Annotated in this window: 22 protein-coding genes, 1 tRNA gene and 1 pseudogene; 13 read left to right on the top strand and 11 right to left on the bottom strand. The window is 56.6% G+C overall.

What is annotated here, in order from left to right; genetic code table 11:
• Positions 1 to 285: transposase (locus MHN28_RS24020; RefSeq protein ID WP_239345492.1), on the top strand; the 285-nt coding region annotated here is incomplete at its 5' end.
• Positions 286 to 470: 185 nt separating this feature from the next.
• On the opposite strand, the gene MHN28_RS24015 is transcribed toward MHN28_RS24020, so the two are convergent.
• The gene (locus tag MHN28_RS24015) at positions 471 to 842 is read right to left on the bottom strand and encodes a helix-turn-helix domain-containing protein (protein ID WP_239345491.1); all 372 of its coding nucleotides are present in this window, start codon (positions 840 to 842) and stop codon (positions 471 to 473) included.
• A gap of 133 nt (positions 843 to 975) precedes the next feature.
• Between MHN28_RS24015 and MHN28_RS24010 the strand changes: the two genes are divergently transcribed.
• The 5 genes from MHN28_RS24010 (at position 976) to MHN28_RS23990 (ending at position 3961) form a co-directional block, all read left to right on the top strand.
• Complete coding sequence (locus tag MHN28_RS24010) at positions 976 to 1584, top strand: NAD(P)H-dependent oxidoreductase (RefSeq protein WP_239345489.1); 609 nt, start codon at positions 976 to 978, stop codon at positions 1582 to 1584.
• Positions 1571 to 2290 (top strand): glutathione S-transferase family protein, encoded by a 720-nt coding sequence (locus MHN28_RS24005; protein ID WP_239345487.1) that lies wholly within the window; start codon positions 1571 to 1573, stop codon positions 2288 to 2290. Before MHN28_RS24010 ends, MHN28_RS24005 begins: the two co-directional genes overlap by 14 nt.
• Positions 2291 to 2457: 167 nt before the next feature.
• Positions 2458 to 2856: a hypothetical protein gene (locus MHN28_RS24000; RefSeq protein WP_239345486.1), complete on the top strand. Its 399-nt coding sequence runs from the start codon at positions 2458 to 2460 to the stop codon at positions 2854 to 2856.
• Positions 2857 to 2989: 133 nt separating this feature from the next.
• Positions 2990 to 3211, top strand: coding sequence for a hypothetical protein (locus MHN28_RS23995; RefSeq protein ID WP_239345484.1), 222 nt, complete (start codon positions 2990 to 2992; stop codon positions 3209 to 3211).
• A gap of 252 nt (positions 3212 to 3463) precedes the next feature.
• Positions 3464 to 3961: a GNAT family N-acetyltransferase gene (locus MHN28_RS23990; RefSeq protein WP_239345483.1), complete on the top strand. Its 498-nt coding sequence runs from the start codon at positions 3464 to 3466 to the stop codon at positions 3959 to 3961.
• Positions 3962 to 4123: 162 nt separating this feature from the next.
• On the opposite strand, the gene MHN28_RS23985 is transcribed toward MHN28_RS23990, so the two are convergent.
• From MHN28_RS23985 to dgcN, 3 genes are all read right to left on the bottom strand, one after another.
• Positions 4124 to 4984, bottom strand: a complete 861-nt coding sequence (locus MHN28_RS23985) for a D-amino-acid transaminase (protein WP_239345481.1) — start codon at positions 4982 to 4984, stop codon at positions 4124 to 4126.
• Between the two features lie 11 nt (positions 4985 to 4995).
• On the bottom strand, positions 4996 to 5961 hold the full coding sequence (gene dgcA / locus MHN28_RS23980) for an N-acetyl-D-Glu racemase DgcA (RefSeq protein WP_239345480.1): 966 nt from the start codon (positions 5959 to 5961) through the stop codon (positions 4996 to 4998).
• 74 nt (positions 5962 to 6035) lie between these two features.
• Positions 6036 to 7037: an N-acetyltransferase DgcN gene (gene dgcN, locus MHN28_RS23975; protein WP_239345478.1), complete on the bottom strand. Its 1002-nt coding sequence runs from the start codon at positions 7035 to 7037 to the stop codon at positions 6036 to 6038.
• Between the two features lie 295 nt (positions 7038 to 7332).
• On the opposite strand from dgcN, the gene MHN28_RS23970 reads away from it, so the two are divergent.
• The gene (locus MHN28_RS23970) at positions 7333 to 8292 is read left to right on the top strand and encodes an L-malyl-CoA/beta-methylmalyl-CoA lyase (RefSeq protein ID WP_239345476.1); all 960 of its coding nucleotides are present in this window, start codon (positions 7333 to 7335) and stop codon (positions 8290 to 8292) included.
• Positions 8293 to 8326: 34 nt separating this feature from the next.
• Here MHN28_RS23970 and MHN28_RS23965 read toward each other — a convergent pair whose 3' ends face one another.
• Both MHN28_RS23965 and MHN28_RS23960 read right to left on the bottom strand, forming a co-directional pair.
• The gene (locus tag MHN28_RS23965; RefSeq protein ID WP_239345474.1) at positions 8327 to 8902 is read right to left on the bottom strand and encodes a PA14 domain-containing protein; all 576 of its coding nucleotides are present in this window, start codon (positions 8900 to 8902) and stop codon (positions 8327 to 8329) included.
• A 117-nt stretch (positions 8903 to 9019) separates the two neighbouring features.
• The gene (locus MHN28_RS23960) at positions 9020 to 9472 is read right to left on the bottom strand and encodes an Lrp/AsnC family transcriptional regulator (RefSeq protein ID WP_239345472.1); all 453 of its coding nucleotides are present in this window, start codon (positions 9470 to 9472) and stop codon (positions 9020 to 9022) included.
• A gap of 73 nt (positions 9473 to 9545) precedes the next feature.
• Here MHN28_RS23960 and MHN28_RS23955 point away from each other — a divergent pair, with 73 nt between their 5' ends.
• The gene (locus MHN28_RS23955; RefSeq protein ID WP_239345470.1) at positions 9546 to 10142 is read left to right on the top strand and encodes a LysE family translocator; all 597 of its coding nucleotides are present in this window, start codon (positions 9546 to 9548) and stop codon (positions 10140 to 10142) included.
• A 1-nt stretch (position 10143) separates the two neighbouring features.
• Here MHN28_RS23955 and MHN28_RS23950 read toward each other — a convergent pair whose 3' ends face one another.
• A complete protein-coding gene (locus MHN28_RS23950) occupies positions 10144 to 10977 on the bottom strand; it encodes a GyrI-like domain-containing protein (protein ID WP_239345468.1) in 834 nt (277 codons plus the stop codon).
• Between the two features lie 154 nt (positions 10978 to 11131).
• On the opposite strand from MHN28_RS23950, the gene MHN28_RS23945 reads away from it, so the two are divergent.
• Positions 11132 to 11815, top strand: a complete 684-nt coding sequence (locus MHN28_RS23945) for a hypothetical protein (RefSeq protein ID WP_239345467.1) — start codon at positions 11132 to 11134, stop codon at positions 11813 to 11815.
• Positions 11816 to 11916: 101 nt separating this feature from the next.
• Positions 11917 to 12879 (top strand): acetyl-CoA carboxylase carboxyltransferase subunit alpha, encoded by a 963-nt coding sequence (locus tag MHN28_RS23940; RefSeq protein ID WP_239345465.1) that lies wholly within the window; start codon positions 11917 to 11919, stop codon positions 12877 to 12879.
• A gap of 4 nt (positions 12880 to 12883) precedes the next feature.
• Here MHN28_RS23940 and MHN28_RS23935 read toward each other — a convergent pair whose 3' ends face one another.
• The 3 genes from MHN28_RS23935 to MHN28_RS23925 form a co-directional block, all read right to left on the bottom strand.
• A complete protein-coding gene (locus MHN28_RS23935; RefSeq protein WP_239345463.1) occupies positions 12884 to 14011 on the bottom strand; it encodes a lytic murein transglycosylase in 1128 nt (375 codons plus the stop codon).
• A gap of 111 nt (positions 14012 to 14122) precedes the next feature.
• Positions 14123 to 14770 carry a GntR family transcriptional regulator gene (locus tag MHN28_RS23930; RefSeq protein WP_239345461.1) on the bottom strand — a complete coding sequence of 216 codons (648 nt, stop codon included), beginning with the start codon at positions 14768 to 14770 and terminating at the stop codon, positions 14123 to 14125.
• A gap of 30 nt (positions 14771 to 14800) precedes the next feature.
• Positions 14801 to 15496, bottom strand: a complete 696-nt coding sequence (locus tag MHN28_RS23925; RefSeq protein ID WP_239345459.1) for a M48 family metallopeptidase — start codon at positions 15494 to 15496, stop codon at positions 14801 to 14803.
• 100 nt (positions 15497 to 15596) lie between these two features.
• Here MHN28_RS23925 and MHN28_RS23920 point away from each other — a divergent pair, with 100 nt between their 5' ends.
• Entirely contained in the window at positions 15597 to 15923 is a 327-nt protein-coding gene (locus MHN28_RS23920) for a TIGR02300 family protein (RefSeq protein ID WP_239345457.1), read from the top strand.
• Between the two features lie 142 nt (positions 15924 to 16065).
• A tRNA-Ala gene (locus MHN28_RS23915) sits at positions 16066 to 16141 on the top strand.
• A gap of 1041 nt (positions 16142 to 17182) precedes the next feature.
• Here MHN28_RS23915 and MHN28_RS23910 read toward each other — a convergent pair.
• Positions 17183 to 18367, bottom strand: coding sequence for an aminotransferase class I/II-fold pyridoxal phosphate-dependent enzyme (locus MHN28_RS23910; RefSeq protein WP_239345455.1), 1185 nt, complete (start codon positions 18365 to 18367; stop codon positions 17183 to 17185).
• A gap of 283 nt (positions 18368 to 18650) precedes the next feature.
• On the opposite strand from MHN28_RS23910, the pseudogene MHN28_RS23905 reads away from it, so the two are divergent.
• Positions 18651 to 19368 (top strand): annotated as a pseudogene (locus MHN28_RS23905) (helix-turn-helix domain-containing protein); the annotation flags it as partial.

Raw genomic sequence — 19368 nt, 5'->3', positions numbered from 1 at the left:
TGTTGCCCGAACGCCGATGCCCGCAAGATCACCCGTGAGGAGCACGAAGACGCCCGCCGGGTCGCGCGCGACATCGCCAGGACCCGTCAGTACGACATATCGATGAAGCTCAGGAAGAAGGTCGAAAGGCTCTTTGCCCACTTAAAACGCATCCTGGGCCTCGGACAGCTCCGATTACGCGGCCCATGTGGTGCCAATGACGAATTCCTGCTCGCCGCCACCGCCCAGAACCTCCGCAAACTGGCAAATATCTCTCCCGCACCGCAGCAAACGCGAAAAGCCTGATAGGAAAGGCCACCGCGCCGTATTCTGGTAGACATTTTCAGCACCAGCAACACGGTGTCTTTCGATAAAATCCGCAGATAGCGGACTTTCGTGGCGATTGCGGTCTGCAAGTGCTGCAATTCCAAGCCTTTAAATTGATCCCTTACTCCAAGAGATTGCTTTGCACTTCTTCATGGATCAAACGATTAGGTCACTGAAACGTCTTGAGGCAGGCTTTCGGTCCACTCTCGTAGCGCGTCCAGAAATCCAAGGGCGGTGCGTCCAAATTCAGTGATCTCATACTGCACCGAAACTGGCGCTGTATCCAAAACCTCGCGCCGCACCAAGCCCTGGGCTTCGAGCTGGCGCAAGCGTTCGGTGATCATCTTCTTGCTCGCACCGCCGATCATGCGGGAGAGATCATTGAACCGCACAGGGCCATCCTTCAGGTGCCACAGGATGGATCCCGTCCATTTCCCACCGATGATCCGCATCCCGCGCTCAATCGCGCAAGGCTCTGCACAGGCTTCGTAAACCCGTCGCCGTCCCTTGGTATCGTTCTCGATCCGGGCGCGCATTTTAAACCTCCTTTGGTGTGATAGTAGGTTACTTAAAGTATACTGGTTGCCTTTTCCTCTTTGGGTACACAATTTCACCCCCAAGCGGCGACAAGTCAAGCGGTCGCCGTTTCTGAGGAACAAGGAACCCGACATGAGCAACATATTGATCATCAACGGCACACAGCCCTATGAATTCGCCCCGGGCAGACTGAACGCCAGCCTGGCGCAAAATGCGCAGAAGGCACTTACCGCCAAAGGCCACACAGTACGCCTGACAACCATCGCCGATGGTTATGACATCAACGCCGAGGTTGAGTCCCATGTCTGGGCGAATGTGATCATCATGCAGTTTCCGGTGAACTGGATGGGAACGCCCTGGATTTTCAAGAAATACATGGACGAAGTCTACACCGCCGGAATGGATGGGCGCCTGAGCGCCGGAGATGGCCGTACGACCGAAGCGCCAAAAGCCAATTACGGCATGGGCGGTACGCTGACGGGCACGAAATACATGCTATCCGTGACGTTCAACGCACCAAAAGAAGCATTCGATGACACCTCAGAGCCGTTCTTTGAAGGCAGTAGTGTCGATGATCTGCTTCGACCGGTGCACCTGAACGCAAAATTCCTGGCCATGGAACAATTGCCGAGTTTTGCAGCGTTTGATGTTATGAAAAATCCCGAGATCGAGGCAGACTTCAAACGCCTTGACGCTCATCTGGACACCGTTTTTGCCGAGGCCGACTATGTCCCAGCCTGATATCCACCTTTACACCGCAGCCACCATGAACGGCTATAAGCCGGTTATCTTTCTCGAGGAAGCGGGCGTTCCCTACGACCTCACTGCTATCGATTTCTCGAAACAGGAACAGAAAACGCCAGACTATCTGAGGCTCAACCCCAATGGCAAAATCCCGACGATCGAGGATCGGGCCGAAGGGCGGGCGATTTTCGAAAGCGGCGCGATCCTTTGGCATCTGGCAGAGAAATACGGAAAGTTCCTGCCGACCGATCCGGTCAAACGGTCCGAGGTCATGCAATGGATGTTCTTTCAGGTCGGTCATGTTGGCCCGATGATGGGTCAGGCCATGTATTTCCAACATATCGCCGCCCCAAATGGCCATGAAGAGCCGTTTTCGATTAAGCGCTATGTCGATGAGTCGCGCCGTCTGCTTGAAGTCCTGGATGCTCATCTTGAGGGCAAAGACTGGCTCGCGGCCGGGGAATACACCATCGCGGACATGATGGTCTATCCATGGGCCCGTGCATACGTCTGGGCCCGCGCCAGTGTCGAAGGCCTGCCGCATCTTCATGCCTGGTTCGACCGGATTGACTCTCGTCCAGCCGTTCAGAAGGCTTTGACCATTCCCAAGGCAAACCCGCATTTCTGGGACTCAGAGGCCGATGCCAGCGCCTTTACCAAAGAAAACGCAGCGCGGTTCGCCAGCGACGTCCGGAAGGCCTGAACTTTGAGCGCCATCTCAGTTATCGACCACAGTGATCACGTCGACAGTCCGCGGGAACGCTTCCGCGACGCATTGGGTGACGATTGCAATGCGTATTGGGGGCATATCTTTCGAGTGATCACTTACGCGATGCATTTTTTCTCAATGGTGATGAAGAACATCGCAAGATGGTTGAGACGGCGCTGGTCTACCACGATACCGGCCTGTGGACGGCACATGATCTGGCCTACCTTGGGCCGTCCGAAGAGATCGCGTTGCGGGAAAACGAAGACCTGTCGCCAGGCCTCAATCCAGATATTCTGACGGGCACGATCCATTGGCCTCATAACATCGCCGCCTATTCAGGCCACGGTGCAGATATTGTCAATTCCGTGCGTAAAGGAGACTGGATTGATGCCACCGGCAGCATGGTCCGAAAGCGTCTGACCAAGCAGCAAGTGGCGCAGGTCGAAGCGGCAATCCCAATTTTCGGGTTTGATGCTGTGCGGCGAATGCTCACCAAAGAATTGGGCGGCAATGCCTTTCTAGGTAGCCTCCGGGTTGTGCGCGGAGTGTTAAAGCTCTGACCACCAAGGCCCGCACTTTTTGCAGGTTTTCGATTTCGACAGGAATAACTTTCTCGATGGCCCTTCATGAACACCCGGTGTGGCGCAAACCGCAGCATCATCAGGATCTGGATCACGCGCACGACCACGTTCATTGGAAGGAACTTTCTATGACCTGATCCACGTTGTTACCATTTTCCTGCTGGGCAACTACCTGTCACTCCATCTGGACCTGCACGGGTTTCTTGTCTTTGCCGGTGCGTTCGCCAAGCTTTGGTACCCGTGGGGTGAGTTGAGCATTTTCAAGTCGATCTATGTCAGCACAGATATCGGGCACCGGGTGATGTCTCCTTCGGGCGCGGCCAGACCATTCTGAAACAGCGAGAAAGGATCAAACTGAAGACCATCGAAACCCGGCGCTTGATTCACCGCAAATCCGCCGCATAATCACACAGCGGCATATAGTGAACGGCTGCAAAGTTGCGCTCACCTGCCATTCGCTACTCGGCGCTGAGCGTCCGGAAACGACCCGTCCGACCCTGCCGCAAAGAACGGCAGCACAGAGCCCAAATTGACAACACCCCGAAGTCAGGCCAGTACTTCGAGAAAAGCTCATAAGAGGTTCACAATGACTTTCACGATACGAAATCTCGATGTCGTGTCTGACCTCAGCAAAGTAGAAGCATTTTATGCTGCGGCACCCGATTATTGGGAAGCAGCGGAAGGCTATCCACCCGGTTTCGATAAAGCAAAGGAGTTTTTCGAAGAAATTCCGCCCAACTGCGATCCGAAACAGGTGCACCGATTGGGGCTTTTCTTAGGAGAGCAGTTGTCGGGCATCGCTGATTTGTTCTTTGGATTTCCTGAGCGCGGTGACGCCTACATCGGCCTTATGATGCTCGGCCCATGGGCGCGAAATCAGGGGACGGGAAGGAACTTCCTCTCTTATGTGGAAGGACTTGCAAGAACTGGCGGTGCCAAAAATCTGTACCTTGCTGTAATGACCATAAATCCAAAGGGGCGAGCTTTCTGGGAACGAGAAGGTTTTACCGCGACTGGCTTAAGTGGGGTGAGCGTTGTTGGAAAAAATCAACAAGAGCTTCATCGGTTGGTCAAACCTCTTTAAACACAAGGTCGGTTTTGTCCGCACAACTAACGCCTCAAACCAAATCACCCTCGCAGATTTCTGCGAGGGTGTTCATTTGCAAGAGCAAGCTGCACCATACGTGTTTTTTACTTTGCAACACGTCTGGGAAGTAACTTGCCAAATCTGGCGGGCCTTTTTCTTTTAGATTGCGGCTTTGCGGCTTTCGTCCAGGTAAATCTCGCGCAGGCGCTTCGCGATCGGGCCCGGCGATCCGTCACCCAAAGTCACGCCGTCGATCTCGACCACCGGCATGACAAAGGCGCTGGCCGAGGTGGTGAAGGCCTCATCCGCCTCTTTCGCCTCTTCAATGGTGAAAAGACGCTCTTCGATTTCCATCTGAGCCTCTGCCGCCATGCGCAGGACCGCCTTGCGAGTGATACCGTGCAGAATGTCGGTGGACAGCGGGCGGGTAACAATCTTGCCGTCCTTGACGAAGTAGGCGTTGTTGCTGGTGCCTTCGGTTACATAACCATCTTCAACCAGCCACGCATCGTCACACCCTGCCTTTTTGGCCATCATCTTGCCCATCGACGGGTACAGCAGCTGCACGGTCTTGATGTCGCGACGGCCCCAGCGAATATCCTCGATCGAGATGATCTTGGCACCCTTCTTGGCTGCGGGGCTATCGGCCAGACCCGGCTTGTTCTGAGTGAACAGAACGAGGCTGGGCTTGGTATCCGCCGACGGGAATACAAAATCCCGGTCGCCGTCTGAGCCACGGCTGACCTGCAGATAGACCAAACCTTCTTCGATGCCGTTCAGCTCTACCAGTTTGCGGTGAATCTCCAGCAACTCTTCCTTGGTGCAGGGCTCGGCAATCTCAAGCTCATCCAGCGACCGCTTGAGGCGCACGGCGTGGCCTTCGAAATCGATCAGCTTGCCGTCAAGAACGCTGGTGACTTCGTAAACGGCGTCTGCAAACAGAAAACCACGGTCAAAGATGGATACCTTGGCCTCGGTCTCGGGCAGATATTCGCCATTTACGTAAACAGTGCGGGTCATGTCTTGTCTCCTCAGCCCCAAAGTGCCGCCACAGGCGGGTGCACTCCGGCGTCATCAAAAATCAGCGGGTTGTCGCGGTCTTCGGCCAGTAGAAGCGGGCCGTCAAGGTCTGTGACCATCGCACCCTGTGCCAACAGTGTCGCAGGCGCCATAGCTAGAGAGCTGCCGACCATGCAGCCGACCATGACTTTGTAGCCTTCTGCCAAGGCAGCTTCACGCAATGCCAGCGCCTCGGTCAGGCCGCCGGTTTTGTCGAGCTTGATGTTGACCACATCATATTTGCCTTTCAGCTTCGGCAGACTGGTACGATCGTGGCAGGACTCGTCCGCACAAACAGGCACTGGTCGATCCATCCCTATAAGTGCCTCATCCTCTCCAGCGGGCAAAGGTTGTTCCACCAATGCAACGCCCAGTCGCACCAGGTGCGGAGCCAGATCAGCATAAACCTCGGCCGACCAGCCCTCGTTGGCGTCCACAATGATCTTGGCATTTGGCGCACCTGCGCGCACAGCCTCAAGCCGTGGCATATCATCGGGCGTGCCGAGCTTGATCTTCAACAGGGGGCGATGCGCATTCTCGGCCGCTTGCGCCTGCATTTTCTCAGGCGTGTCGAGCGACAGAGTATACGCGGTGATTTCAGGCCCCGGCACTGGCAATCCGGCCAATTCCCAAGACCGTTTTCCGGCCCGTTTGGCCTCCAGATCCCACAGCGCACAGTCCACCGCATTCCGCGCAGCACCTGCAGGCAGCAGGTCCATCAAGCTGTCGCGGGTGAACTCGGCAGGCAGAGCGGCGATTTCGGCCTCGACCGATTCCAGCGTTTCGTCATATCGGGCATAGGGCACACATTCGCCCCACCCCTGGTGCATTCCGTCAGACACCCGTACCGTCAACACCTTTGCTTCGGTCCGGGACCCGCGCGAGATGGTGAACACCTGCGCCAGCCGAAACACGTCACGAGAGACTTCTACCTGCACGCGCCAGCTCCTTCATCTTTTTCAAAATACTCCCGCCGGAGGCGGACAACTCCGCCTCCGGCACGCCGCTTAGATCACATTGCGGCCAATGCATCCACCAGTTTACCCGGGCCAAAGCGGAATGGGTCGGTGGCAGGCAAACCCATATCCGTCTCGACCTTTGCCAGATAGGCGGTGGCGTCCGCTTCACTCATGTGTTGGGTGTTGACCGAAATGCCCACGACCTGACAGTCCGGGTTGGCGACTTTGGCCAGCGCCAGCGCGGTATCCCGCAGCGCTTCCAGTGTCGGCAACTGATAGGTCGGCAGACCACGCATATGCTCGCGGGTCGGCTCGTGCGACAGGATCAGGGCATCCGGTTGACCGCCGTGGATCAACGCCATTGTCACGCCGGAATATGATACATGGAACAGCGACCCCTGCCCTTCGATCAGATCCCAATGATCTTCATCATTGTCAGGTGTAAGCCATTCGACCGAACCTGCCATGAAGTCGGCGATAACAGCGTCCAGTGGCACGCCATCGCCGGTAATCAGGATGCCGGTCTGACCAGTGGCCCGGAAGGTCGACTTCATGCCGCGCTTGCGCATCTCGGCATCCATCGCCATGGCTGTGTACATTTTGCCAACCGAGCAATCGGTACCCACGGCCAGGCAACGCTTGCCCTTGCGCTTGATACCGTTTGCGATTGGATATTCGACTTCGGGAACGCGAACGTCGTGCAGCTTTTGGCCGGTGGCTTCGGCGACGGCAACCAGATCGGGCTCGTCGCGCAGCAGGTTGTGCAGACCCGAGGCCAGGTCAAAACCTTCCTCCAGTGCCATCACCAGAACTTTCTTCCATTCCTGGCTGATCACGCCGCCACGGTTGGCCACGCCGATGACCAGCGTCTTTGCGCCAGCTTCTTTTGCTTCGGTCAGACTCATGTCGGTCAGGCCCAGATCAGCCTTGCAACCTTCCATACGGTACTGGCCTACGGCATTTTCAGGACGCCAGTCCTTGATGCCGACTGCCACTTTGGCCGCCAATTGGTCGGGCGCATCGCCCAAAAACAGCAGGTACGGTGTCTCGATCATTGCGGTTCACTCCTTTGATTCCGACGCAGCCTAGGGGACGAATTCCACGAGTGTTTCGCGTTTTCGCCCATCGACGCATCGTCGCGCGGGAAAATTTTGCACAGATTACAGATTCTACGCATCAATCTTCCAAGTTTTCAAAGCGATTAAACTTTAATCACTGTGTTGCTCCTGTTTTTCGGCAATTGCTGCGATTGCATTGCCGCAGCTGCACAAAGATGCTTGCTATGACTTGCGCAATTTAATACCTCATGAGGCAAGAAAATCGTAATTTCCTTTCTCGCACGAGGTCCAGATGAGCTTTCGCATTCAACCCGCCGCCCCTGCGCGCCCCAACCGTTGTCAGTTGTTCGGACCGGGATCAAACACAAAGCTGTTCCCGAAGATGGCTGCGTCGGCCGCAGACGTGATCAACCTTGATCTGGAAGACTCGGTCGCGCCTTCGGACAAGGACTTGGCGCGCGCGAACGTGATCGAAGCGCTGAACACCGTCGACTGGGGCAACAAATACATGTCGGTCCGCATCAACGGGCTGGACACGCCTTATTGGTACCGCGACGTGGTCGACCTGCTGGAACAGGCTGGCGACCGATTGGATCAGATCATGATCCCCAAAGTGGGCTGCGCAGGAGATGTTTATGCCGTAGACGCTCTGGTCACGGCCATCGAGCGCGCCAAGGGCCGCACTAAACCCGTCAGCTTCGAGGTCATCATCGAATCCGCGGCAGGTATCGCCCATGTCGAAGAGATCGCGGCCTCTTCCCCGCGTATGCAGGCGATGAGCCTGGGTGCGGCGGACTTTGCAGCCTCGATGGGTATGCAGACCACGGGGATCGGCGGAACACAGGAAAACTACTACATGCTACGCGAAGGCGAAAAGCACTGGTCCGATCCGTGGCATTGGGCACAGGCAGCCATCGTTGCGGCCTGTCGCACCCACGGCGTGTTGCCGGTGGACGGTCCGTTTGGCGACTTCTCGGATGACGAAGGCTATATCGCGCAGGCAAAACGCTCGGCCACACTGGGAATGGTCGGCAAATGGGCGATCCACCCCAAACAGATCGCACTGGCCAATCAGGTCTTCACCCCATCAGACGAAGCCGTGTCCGAAGCGCGCGAAATTCTGGCTGCGATGGAACAGGCCAAGGCCAACGGTGAAGGCGCGACAGTCTACAAGGGCCGTCTGGTCGACATCGCCTCGATCAAGCAGGCTGAGGTGATCGTGGCACAGGCCGAGTTGATCGCTGCAAGCTAAACACAAAAAAAGGCGCCCACCGGGGCGCCTTTTTTTAGCGGCCAAACACGTCGTTGGGCGTCCAGGTAAACCTCTCGCCTTTCTTTCCCGACTTCATCATCAGGCAGGACGTACCGAGTTTCTGGAAATAGAATATCTTCAGCGGATACCAACCGGCCTGAGGGACCTCAACTTCGGTCCGTTGATTGGCCTCGCAGCCCTGAATACCATTGACCTTGCCGATTTTCTGACCGCCAACCCAAGCTTCAATCCCATCGTTCGACCAAGTTTCCAGCTCATAAACGCCGGATGAATCGAAGTGCATGTAGCCCGTAATCTCTGCCGCGACATTATACGGGTCAGTGAACGTCAGCACCTTTTCGCCCTTGTTCGTATCTCGGTAGTCCAAACCGCGTAGTGGCTGCCCCGGCTGAGCTTTGGACAATAACTGCTTTGCCTGGTTGAGGTCGCGGATCTTACGTTGCGTGCCATTTCCGACGTATTTTACATTCAATCCCGCTTTGGGGTTGGGCTGCGGGTTGGCAGGCTGCAGCTTCAGCGGCGCGGACATGGCCACCCCTGCGACCAACACCATAGCCGTAGCCAGCGCCCCGATCCGAATGAGTTTCATAGTCTTCTCCCAGTGTACGGCCCATTGGGGTTGCTCCCCACTTTGATCAGGCCCTTGAGAAGACACTAGGACGTGAAAATTCACCTCGCAAGTCGGTTAACGATCACGATCCCGACGTCAGGCCCTTAAGTCCTTCGGCGAGTCGATCACCACGTAAGATGTAATCTTGGTCACATGAGGCAGGGTTCCCAGCACTTCTGTATGAAAAGTTTTGTAGGATGGAAGGTCTGCACACTCGACCCGCAGCAGATATTCGAACGTACCGGTGATATTATGGCATTCGACCACTTCGGGGGACCGCTGCAAGGCACGTTCGAACCCCTCTTGCGCGGCTTTGGTGTGTTCGCCGAGTCCGACGCCAATATAGGCTACAAACCCCACGCCCAGCGCCGCCGGGTTCAAAACCGCGCGATAGCCCGAGATAACGCCTGAACGCTCCAGTTCCTGAACGCGGCGCAGGCAAGCAGACGGCGACAACCCCACACGATCCGCCAGATCCAGATTGCTTATGCGACCATCATGAGAGAGTTCGCGCAATATTTGCTTATTTATGTGGTCGATTTTCGTCATTAATTGCGAGTTTAGCGAAAAAGCACACTAAAACGCAATTTCATTTGCCAGGTTTAAAGCAATTATCCCGCTCATGACTTATGATATCCTTCTGGCTTTGATCGCCTTTGCTTTTGTCTCGTCCATTACGCCGGGCCCAAACAACCTGATGCTGATGGCATCGGGCGCTAATTTCGGATTCCGCAGGAGCATCCCGCACATGCTGGGGATCGGCCTGGGGTTCACATTCATGGTGCTTTTGGTCGGCACAGGTTTGGTGCAGGTTTTCGACAGGTACCCGGTCAGCCATACGGTGCTGAAGGTCGCCTCGGTGGCATACCTGTTGTTTCTTGCGTGGAAAATCGCACACGCCGCCCCGGCTAAAGGAGCTAGCGACACAGGTACTCCGATGACGTTTCTGCAGGCGGCGGCGTTTCAGTGGGTAAACCCCAAGGCCTGGGCCATGGCCCTGACGGCAACCACAGCCTACACCCCGGATCAGACGTTGCAGGCCATCATCGTCGTCGCTCTGGTGTTCGGAGCGGTCAACCTTCCCTCGGTCAGCACATGGACCGTGCTGGGACAACAGATGGCGCGTATTCTGACAAACCCGCGCCGGTTGGTTGTGTTCAACTGGACAATGGCGGCGCTGCTGGTCGGCTCGCTGTACCCGGTCCTGTGGCCAAACTGAGCTATTTCAACGGCAGGCAGATTTCCGTCAGCAAGTCTTCGGGCGCGGTTTCGCGGGGGTTGTTCAGGTAGATTTCATAGCACGACTGATCCGCGGGCTCTTCCCCCGACTCGGGCAACCAGTTGCCAAACAGGCTGTGGTAAGCGGCGCGAATGCCAGAGTATGGCCCCTTATAGGTCAGAACCGCGGTTCTCCCGCCCGGGATTTCCAGATTTTCCATACCTTCGGGCGTTTCGTCGCCATGATACTCGGCACCGGCAAAGCTGCGCAATTGATCCTCTGGCGTGTCGTCCGGGCTATCCAGATACACAGCAAGAACCGGGCCAACCTTGGGCCACAACTGCCGGGATTCACACAGAGCGCCAAAGGCCTCAAAACTTTTGCCGATTTGTGAATAGTCCCCCTTGTGCGGCAAAGCGATAACGCGGCGGGCTGGTTCGGTGCGGGTTTCGACGGGGTGCATGGGATGGCCTTCGGTTTTGAATCGTGGGTTGGCCGGAAGGAACTGTCCGGCTTGACGGAAAGCGGCAGGGCTGCTGCCGTAGACCTCGGAAAAGGCCCGCGCAAAGGATTTCAGGTTTGGATAGCCGACGTCGACCGCGATCTGCGCCACGGGCTTATCGGTCATCACCAACCAGCTTGCGGCGCGGTGCAGCCGAACCCGACGCACGGCCTGTGCGCAAGTCTCGCCGGTGATAGCGCGAAACACGCGGTGCCAGTGGAAACGAGACATCGCGGCGACATCTGCCAGAGCGTCCAAAGACAGATCTCCAGCGGCATTGGCGTGGATGTAGGCCAACACCCGCAGAACACGGTCTTCATAGCTGGTTGCCATCGGCTTCCTTCCTCATCTTTGCCCGCACTAAGATGAATGTTTTCCAACCACAAATCTTGCTGAACTCGCGTCGGAATACCCACTAAAAAATGTTACACTTGGCGCATAACTCACAAATCTAAAGCACTATTCAACACGTGAACTGAGGACTGTCATGATCATTCCATCCTTGCCACTTCGCCGCATCGTATTTTCTGCACTCATTACCGTAATGCCAGCAATTACGCAGGCCGATGACGTTCAGACCCAATCCATGATTGCCGAGCGCGTCAGCCAGCACAGTCCAACCACCGAAGCCTATATAAAGGATCGGCCAATCCTTGGCTGGCAGCTGAACAGCGACGATTTCGACGCCATTCCCGAACCAATCCGTGACAACCTCGGTTCGGTCGATGGCACAAGCTACGATCAGGCGTATCTGGCCGAGAACACCGGCTCGATCATCGCCCTGCAGTTTCGCAAGGATGGCCCGGACTTCTACATCATCGGCAAAAACACGTTTGATGAGGCTTACGAGCTTGTTCCACTGGACGATGTCGCCGCCAAGAACAAGCGCCTGATTGAGCGGCTGGATATGGCCCCTGCGGTCAAGACGATGTTCGAGGATCAAACGCCCGGCATTGTCGGCGCGCTCAAGACAACACCCGTTGAAATGCTGCGTGTTTCTGATCTGGGATATGCGACAAGCGAAGCTTTGACCATTCAGGCCCCATGGGGCGAACAGTCCAAACCCGAAGGGGCTGACGCATTTCTGGTTTGGGACAGTGGCGAAAACCAATATTACATGGTCAACGCAGATGCGGACGGATTGCCGTCCAGTTATGTACCGGCGAAGTGACCTTTAACGGCACAGCCCCCGATCAGGGGCTGCTTTACCTTGTGTTGCAATCCTCCGACAGCAAGTTCATATAGCGAAGAACTTCCGCGTTGAGAGGCGTCATGACCCAGTATCTGGATTTCGAAAAACCCCTGGCCGAGATCGAAGGCAAGGCCGAGGAATTGCGCGCGCTGGCTCGCGCCAATGAAGAAATGGACGTGGCCGAAGAGGCCGCCGCGCTGGACGCCAAGGCCGCCAAGCTATTGGATGAACTTTATGGTGACCTCACCCCGTGGAGAAAATGTCAGGTAGCACGCCATCCGGAGAGGCCACACTGCAAGGATTATGTCGAGGCTCTGTTCACCGAATTCACTCCGCTGGCGGGAGACCGGAACTTTGCTGACGATCTGGCGGTGATCGGCGGTCTGGCCCGGCTCAACGACCAGCCCGTTATGGTGATCGGCCACGAAAAAGGTTCCGACACCAAGTCGCGGATTGAGCGCAATTTCGGTATGGCCCGCCCTGAAGGCTATCGTAAGGCCGTACGCCTGATGGAAATGGCGGGCCGGTTTGGTCTGCCGGTGATTACCCTGATTGATACAGCGGGTGCCTACCCCGGCAAGGGCGCTGAGGAGCGTGGCCAATCCGAGGCCATCGCGCGGTCGACCGAGATGTGCTTGAAGATCGGTGTACCGTTGGTTTCGGTCATCATCGGCGAAGGCGGTTCCGGCGGTGCGGTGGCCTTTGCCACTGCGAACCGCGTCGCGATGCTGGAGCATTCGGTCTACTCGGTAATCTCGCCCGAGGGCTGCGCCTCGATCCTTTGGAAGGACTCGGAAAAGATGCGCGAGGCCGCTGAAGCCCTGCGTCTGACGGCTCAGGACCTGCACAAGCTGGGTGTCTGCGATCACATTATCCCGGAACCCAAGGGTGGTGCGCATCGGGATCGTGAAGCCACTGTCGAATCCGTGCGGAACGCCATCGATGCTATGCTCAAAGAGATGGATGGCAAAGATGCGGCGGCCCTGATCAAGGACCGCCGTCAGAAGTTCCTGGATATCGGTTCGAAAGGGCTGGCGGCTTAGACCGTCAGCCGCCAAGCTGGCGCAACAGCGCCACCGAAGGCTCTCCGCTCACGGCCTGTCCATTAGCGCGTTGATACGCGCTGATGGCGGATTTCGTGTTGTTTCCGATGACACCGTCCGCGCCCTGCGTGTCGTAGCCTGCGGATGTCAGGCGTCGCTGAAGCTCCTTCCGGTCCTCAAGTGTCAAACCGGTCGCGTCCGGCCCGAACGACGCCTGGAACGGCGCGCCACCTGCAATCCGGTCGGCCAGATGTCCAACGCCGATCGCATAGCTGTCCGAGTTGTTATAGCGCTTGATCACCTGAAAATTGCGGAACACCGCGATGCGGGGCCCGGGTGTCTGCGGCTGCAACACCGCAACCGGAGTGCCGGACACGGTACCGACCTCTCCGCCCCACGGCTGCCCGCGCACCCATCCGGCACGCGCCAGATAGGCCGCCGTCGAGGCCAGCGAATCCGTGGGGTCTTCGGACCAGATGTCGCGGCGTCCGTCGCCCGTAAAATCGACCGCATAGGCCAGGTAGGACGTGGGGATGAACTGTGTGTGCCCCATAGCCCCGGCCCAACTCCCGGTCATATTGGCAGGTGTAGTGTCGCCCTCCTGAATGATCTTCAGAGCGGCAACCAGTTGCTTGTCGAAAAACGCACCTCGGCGACCGTCATAGGCCAGCGTCGATACGGCCGACACCACCGGCACATCTCCGCGGCGGGCTCCATAGCGGCTTTCCAGGCCCCAGACGGCCACGATGACCTCTTTGTCGACGCCATATTGCGCCTCGATCTGCGACAGGGTGCCTGCATGGCGCACCATCATCTGCTTACCGGTATTGATCCGTTCATCTGACGCCGCAATCGCCAGATAGTCCTCTAACGAGCGTTTGAATTCGACCTGATTGCGGTCACGCTCGATCACGTCAGGCAAGTACCCTGCCCCCTGAAATGCGCGGTTCATGGTCGCCTGCGATATGCCCTGTGATGCAGCACGAGATTTGAAACCCGCAACCCAGGCGTCCCAGCCCGAGTTGGGGACAGCCCGCATCCGCGTCGCCGGGGCGGTGGTAGGCGTGCCGCCGGAGCAGGCGGCCAACAGGGTTGATCCGAGTCCAAACGAAAATAGGCGTCGATTGATCATGATTGAAATCTGCTCTTGTTGTGATTTGGTTCAGAGTATCGCAGACCAGACGCGCAAGCCAGCGCGGTGACAGCCCGCAAAAGCAATCCGTCCCCCTCGGCAACAAGCCGCTCAGCTGACCAGCATCCGAAGCCCCTGGGTCACATCCGAGCGTACCGCCAGACGCAGCCCGGGCTCATCCCCAGCTTTCAAGGCGGCGATGATCAGCTTGTGGTAATGGGGTGGCTCTGTTCGTCGCAGCCGCCCATAAAGCGCACGCATCGTGGGACCCATTTGCAGCCAGACGGTTTCGACAATGGCCAGCATCGCGGGTGCCTGCGCCCGCAGATATAACGTCCTGTGAAATTCGAGGTTGGACCGGATATAGCCGACCGCATCCCGTTTCGTGACCATTTCCGCGACGGTCATGTTGATGCTTTGCAACCGGTCGATCAACGCCATGTGCGCGCGCGGCAAGGCGCGGCTGGCCAGTTCCACCTCTAAAAGCGCGCGCAGTGCCGCGAGCTCTTCAATTCGGTCGTTCGTCAGCTCCGGGGTGGAAACGCGTCCGGACGAAGAAAGGAACAGCGCCCCTTCGGCAACCAGCCGCCGAACAGCCTCACGTGCGGGCGTCATCGAGACATCGAATTCCTTGCCGATCCCACGCAGGGTCAAAGCCTGCCCCGGCGCCATCTCACCGTGCATGATACGTGAACGCAAGGCACGATAGACCTGATCATGGGCAGCGGGCTGAGAGTCGGTTGGACGGGTACTTAACATGCCCCCATGTGATCACAAACTGTCCCCGGGTCAACTCGCGTCGGCACCAAATCGGTACTGGTGAAGCTGCGCCCCGTTGTCGCGCAGCCAGCGTCTCTGGTTTTTGCACGGGCCAAACAACCGCTCAACCTGCGCCCAAAACGCGGGCGAATGGTTCATTTCGGCCAGATGCGCGACCTCATGTGCGGCGACGTAGTGCAGAATATCCGAGGGGGCGAGGATCAGACGCCACGAAAACATCAACCCACCGGTCGAACTGCAAGACCCCCACCGTGAACGCGTATCGCGCAAGGTCAGGCTGGAATAGGGCCGACCCAACATCGCCGCATAATCGTCGCAGGCCTCGGTCAGACGATCCCGCGCCAACTCCTTCAGGAACCGCGCCAAACGCCGGGCTTCTGACCCTTCTGGCACAGCAATCTCGGCATCCCTAAGCATAACACGCCGACCTTCGGCGGGTACGATTCGCCTGTCCCTGCCTTCAACAAGTACAGTTTGACCGAACTCTACGACCGAAGGGTCTGGCCGGTCCTGCAGGTGCTGACGGATCCAGTCCTCTTTAACCTTGGCGAAACTCAACGCCTCTGACTCGGGAACGCCTTTCGGGTAAGTCAACGTAACCCGCCCGTCCAATTGGGAAATCCGCAGACTGATGCGCCGCGCCCTGGCCGATTTGCGCAGCGTCAGCGGCACCGGCGGTTTTCCGGGCAATGCGTGATCCCCCATATGCCTGTTTCTCCTGCTCAAAGGCTTTGACAGTGCCCGCTGCATGTGGCACGTGACCTGAATCATTATTACGACTCACCTGATATCAAGGGGATTTGACATGCCCAAGGAAGAATGGGGCGTAAAGCGTGTTTGCCCGACCACCGGAAAGCGCTTTTACGACCTGAACAAGGACCCGATCATCAGCCCCTACACTGGCGAGATCGTGGAGCTTGAAACCGGCAAAAGCCGGATGATCGCCGCAGACGCGGAAGATGCCGCATCGGCCAAAGCACGCGAGAACGCGTCGGATGAGGATCTGGTTCTGGATGATGACGACAATGTCGACGTTGAACTGGACGATGATCTACTGGACGATGACGACGACAACAACGACAACGTCTCGTTGGACGATATCACCGACATGTCGTCGGAGGACGAAAACTAAAAGCGGTCCGAGGCGGCCCTGACGCCGCCTCAAACCACCCTCGGATGCGGAACAGAAACTTTTAGTCAAAATCCAATTTTGGACTTGCACTCACCGCCGCCGTCTCATAAACGTCCGTCCACCGCAGCAGCGGTACCTGGAAGGGGCCTTAGCTCAGTTGGGAGAGCGCTTGCATGGCATGCAAGAGGTCAGGGGTTCGACTCCCCTAGGCTCCACCAAACAATCAATGCAAGTTGTTGAATTTCAGGCACCTTTCAGCCAATTATTCATATCGTCCCACCCTTTTTTCACCCCTTCGGCGCGCACCAAGTAATAGTAGTAGGCCACGATTCCAGAGCGCTCGCACAAATAGTCTTCTGCGCCGTATCCCACCCACAGGCCTCACCCCCACCGGAAGGACCCGCGTTTTCGAATCGAGTTGAAGCTGTTTAGTGCGCTCTCGGGCGAAGGATCGGAATGCCCGAGAGCGCCAACTGGCCATTGGCCAGGCTATGCCGGATGAGACATCAACCCCATTCCATCCAGCAGTTCTTTACCGAGCGTAGAGCCAACGATCATGCCAGTTAAGTCGGATGACGCCGCGCAGCTTTCGCTTTCGGGCAGCTTTGCAGCGAATGCGTTTACGTCGCTTCATGACCTGCCCCCCGCCGATCTTTAGGCTGGTCGATCGTTTGCTCGCCCATGTGGATCAAACGATGAGCGACTTGTGAAAGGGAAAGTTTAGCCCCTTCTTGCTGAAGGATACGCTTCTGCACGGTCCTAAGCAAAGGTGTGACACCAGTGTGAGACACACTGCAAACCAACACACTACAATAGTGTTTACTATCAGTGCATTAGGCGTTCGGCGGCGTTTCCCCTAGGCTCCACCATCTCACATTTTTGGTTACAGAAATCCGCTAACACCTTGAATGGAAAGGTGATTTTAACGGTTCGATAACCCCTTTCTCGGGAGTATCTAAGGGGTTCCGAAAAGGTCAATCTAAGCACTGTTCGCTTGAGTAGTAAGCTACCGTTTTCATAAAGATTCCAAGGCTTTGACAGAAATTCCAAGGCCGGTTCGATAGACTTCTCTCGCCTGCCTTTCGGAAGCACGATTTGGTCAACTCTCTCGGTGAGCAGGATTTTCTCGCGCTCAAGCTTGTCTATACATCCACACAGGACATTCGCCGCTATTGCATTGTTGATCTTATCAAACGACAGCAATGCGCAATAGGCTGTCCTTCAATGGACACACCCAAAACTCAAGCTAACACCGGTTCTCATTCCTGCATTTGGTTTACGGCCGTCTGAAATGCGGGCAATGCGTTTTCTATCATTTCGTCAGTAGCGGTAAGACAAATACGAAAATCCGTTGGGCGATCAAAGACTGTTCCGGGCATCACGTAGATTCCACATTTTTGAAGAAATTCGGCAAAAGCATCGCTGTCTCCGCCCGGGGCTCGCCCCCATAGATAGAAGGTACCCTCTGGCTGCGTCATGTTGTACCCCCACTGACCCAATGCGCCAAGCACTCGCTCACGACGACGAGCTAACGCAGCAATGTCGATTGAGACGTTTTCAAGGTCCGGCAGCGCGTAGATCAACGGAGCATCTGGAACATTCCAACCATCCGCCATCTGTACGGCAAACCGTAGAGCTTGAAGCTCTTTTCGTTCCGCTGCAGGTAAGGTTGGAGAGATCGCAAGGTAACCAAGGCGCAGCCCAGGTGCGAGGAGAATCTTCCCGTAAGAGTAGTCGATCAGCGTGTGCGGATAGACAGCAGCCGGGGTCGTAAAGCCAATGCCGTCGAACCGAATGCGGCGGTAAGGTTCGTCAGACAAAATCCAAATTCGATGACCGATCTCGGCAGACTTAGCCTCGAGCAGATCAGCGAGCTTTTGCAGATCAGAACGCGAGTAAATGCGACCTGTCGGATTGTGAGGCGTATTAACAACCACGATCTTAGTACGCGGGGTAATTGCACCGGCAATGGCCTCCAGGTCGAGGTCAAAATTTTCTGGGTCCAGAGGCACCGGTACCTCTTTGACGTCGGCCGCGGCCAGCATCGGCCCATAACAGAACCAGCCCGGCAATGGCACGATGCATTCGTCACCGGGTTCAAGAAGCATGGTGAAACACATCTTGATCGCCCCAAAGGCGCCTTTGGTCAGCGCAATATCTTCAGCCTCGAAAGGTAGACCCAATTCCTCAGACAACGCGCCCGCCAGAAACGCACAAGGGTCTGCTTCATTGGTCTTGTATGCGAACCAGTCCACACTCTGAGGTTCGGCGTGTGTCTTCAGCGCATCAATGAGTTTGGGTAGAGGCATTTCGTGCGGGTTGCCAAATGTGAAATCAGCGACCGCAGGCGTTTCTCTCACCGCTGCATGGTAGGATGTAAAGAAGGATTCGACTTTCCGGATTGATCGCGCGGCTGCGTTGGCGCGTCGGGCAGTTGCAGACATAGAATTCTCCCCACTACGATTTCGGCGGTGCTAGCCCACCAGGAACTAAGGCGGTGTCGAACAAATTAGGGGTACCAGAACCAAGTCGATTTTGCAGCATCTTTCACCGTTTGACTTGCGCAACGCCGACATTCACGCCGTGAGGCTATTTCTTTTTTTGCCTCGGTGTCGGTATCAACCAAATGAACCAACCCAACGTGTCTGACGTCAGCGCCAATGGGACAGTTTAGGTTGATTTGATAAGAGAGGGTTTCTGGCACATCGTAGCCACCAAGGAGTGGAGATGAGACAGAAACCGGGAACCAAGCGGAGCCACGGCGAGAAGGTAGTAAAAGACATCCGCCGTGCCACGCGCAAGCAGTATTCAGCAGAAGAGAAGATCAGGATCGTGCTGGACGGCCTGAAGGGCGAGGACAGCATTGCAGAGCTGTGCCGCCGTGAAGGCATTGCCCAGAGTTTGTATTACAGCTGGTCCAAGGAGTTCCTTGAGGCTGGCAAGAAACGCCTTGCCGGTGACACCGCGCGTGCAGCGACCTCGACCGAGGTCAAAGATCTGCGCTGTGAGGCACGCGATCTAAAGGAGGTTGTCGCTGAGCAGACCCTGGAACTGCGGCTTCTCAAAAAAGCATGCTCGGGGATGGGGACGACGACGAATGAGGTATCTGTTACCCGGCAGTCGCTGCTTGCAGCGATGAAAGGGCGCATCCGAAAAGCTTGAGATCATCCGCCTCGTCGAAGGGTCTCATCTCCCGACCAGGCGTACGTTGGACAAGTTGGGCATCCCCAGAGCCACCTTCTATCGCTGGTATGACCGGTATCTGTCGGGTGGTCCTGAGGCGCTTGAGGATCGTAGTCCCAAGCCGTCACCGGTCTGGAACCGCATTTCGCAGCCGATGCGCGAGAAGATCAAGGATCTGGCTCTGAAGGAAAGTGAGCTGTCTCCGCGTGAGTTGGCTGTCCGCTTCACTGACACCGAAAAGTATTTTGTGTCAGAGGCTTCG

The sequence above is a fragment of the Ruegeria sp. Ofav3-42 genome (assembly GCF_022347725.1).
In the GTDB taxonomy this organism is placed as follows: Bacteria; Pseudomonadota; Alphaproteobacteria; order Rhodobacterales; family Rhodobacteraceae; genus Ruegeria.
This window is presented reverse-complemented; position numbering and strand designations above follow the sequence as displayed.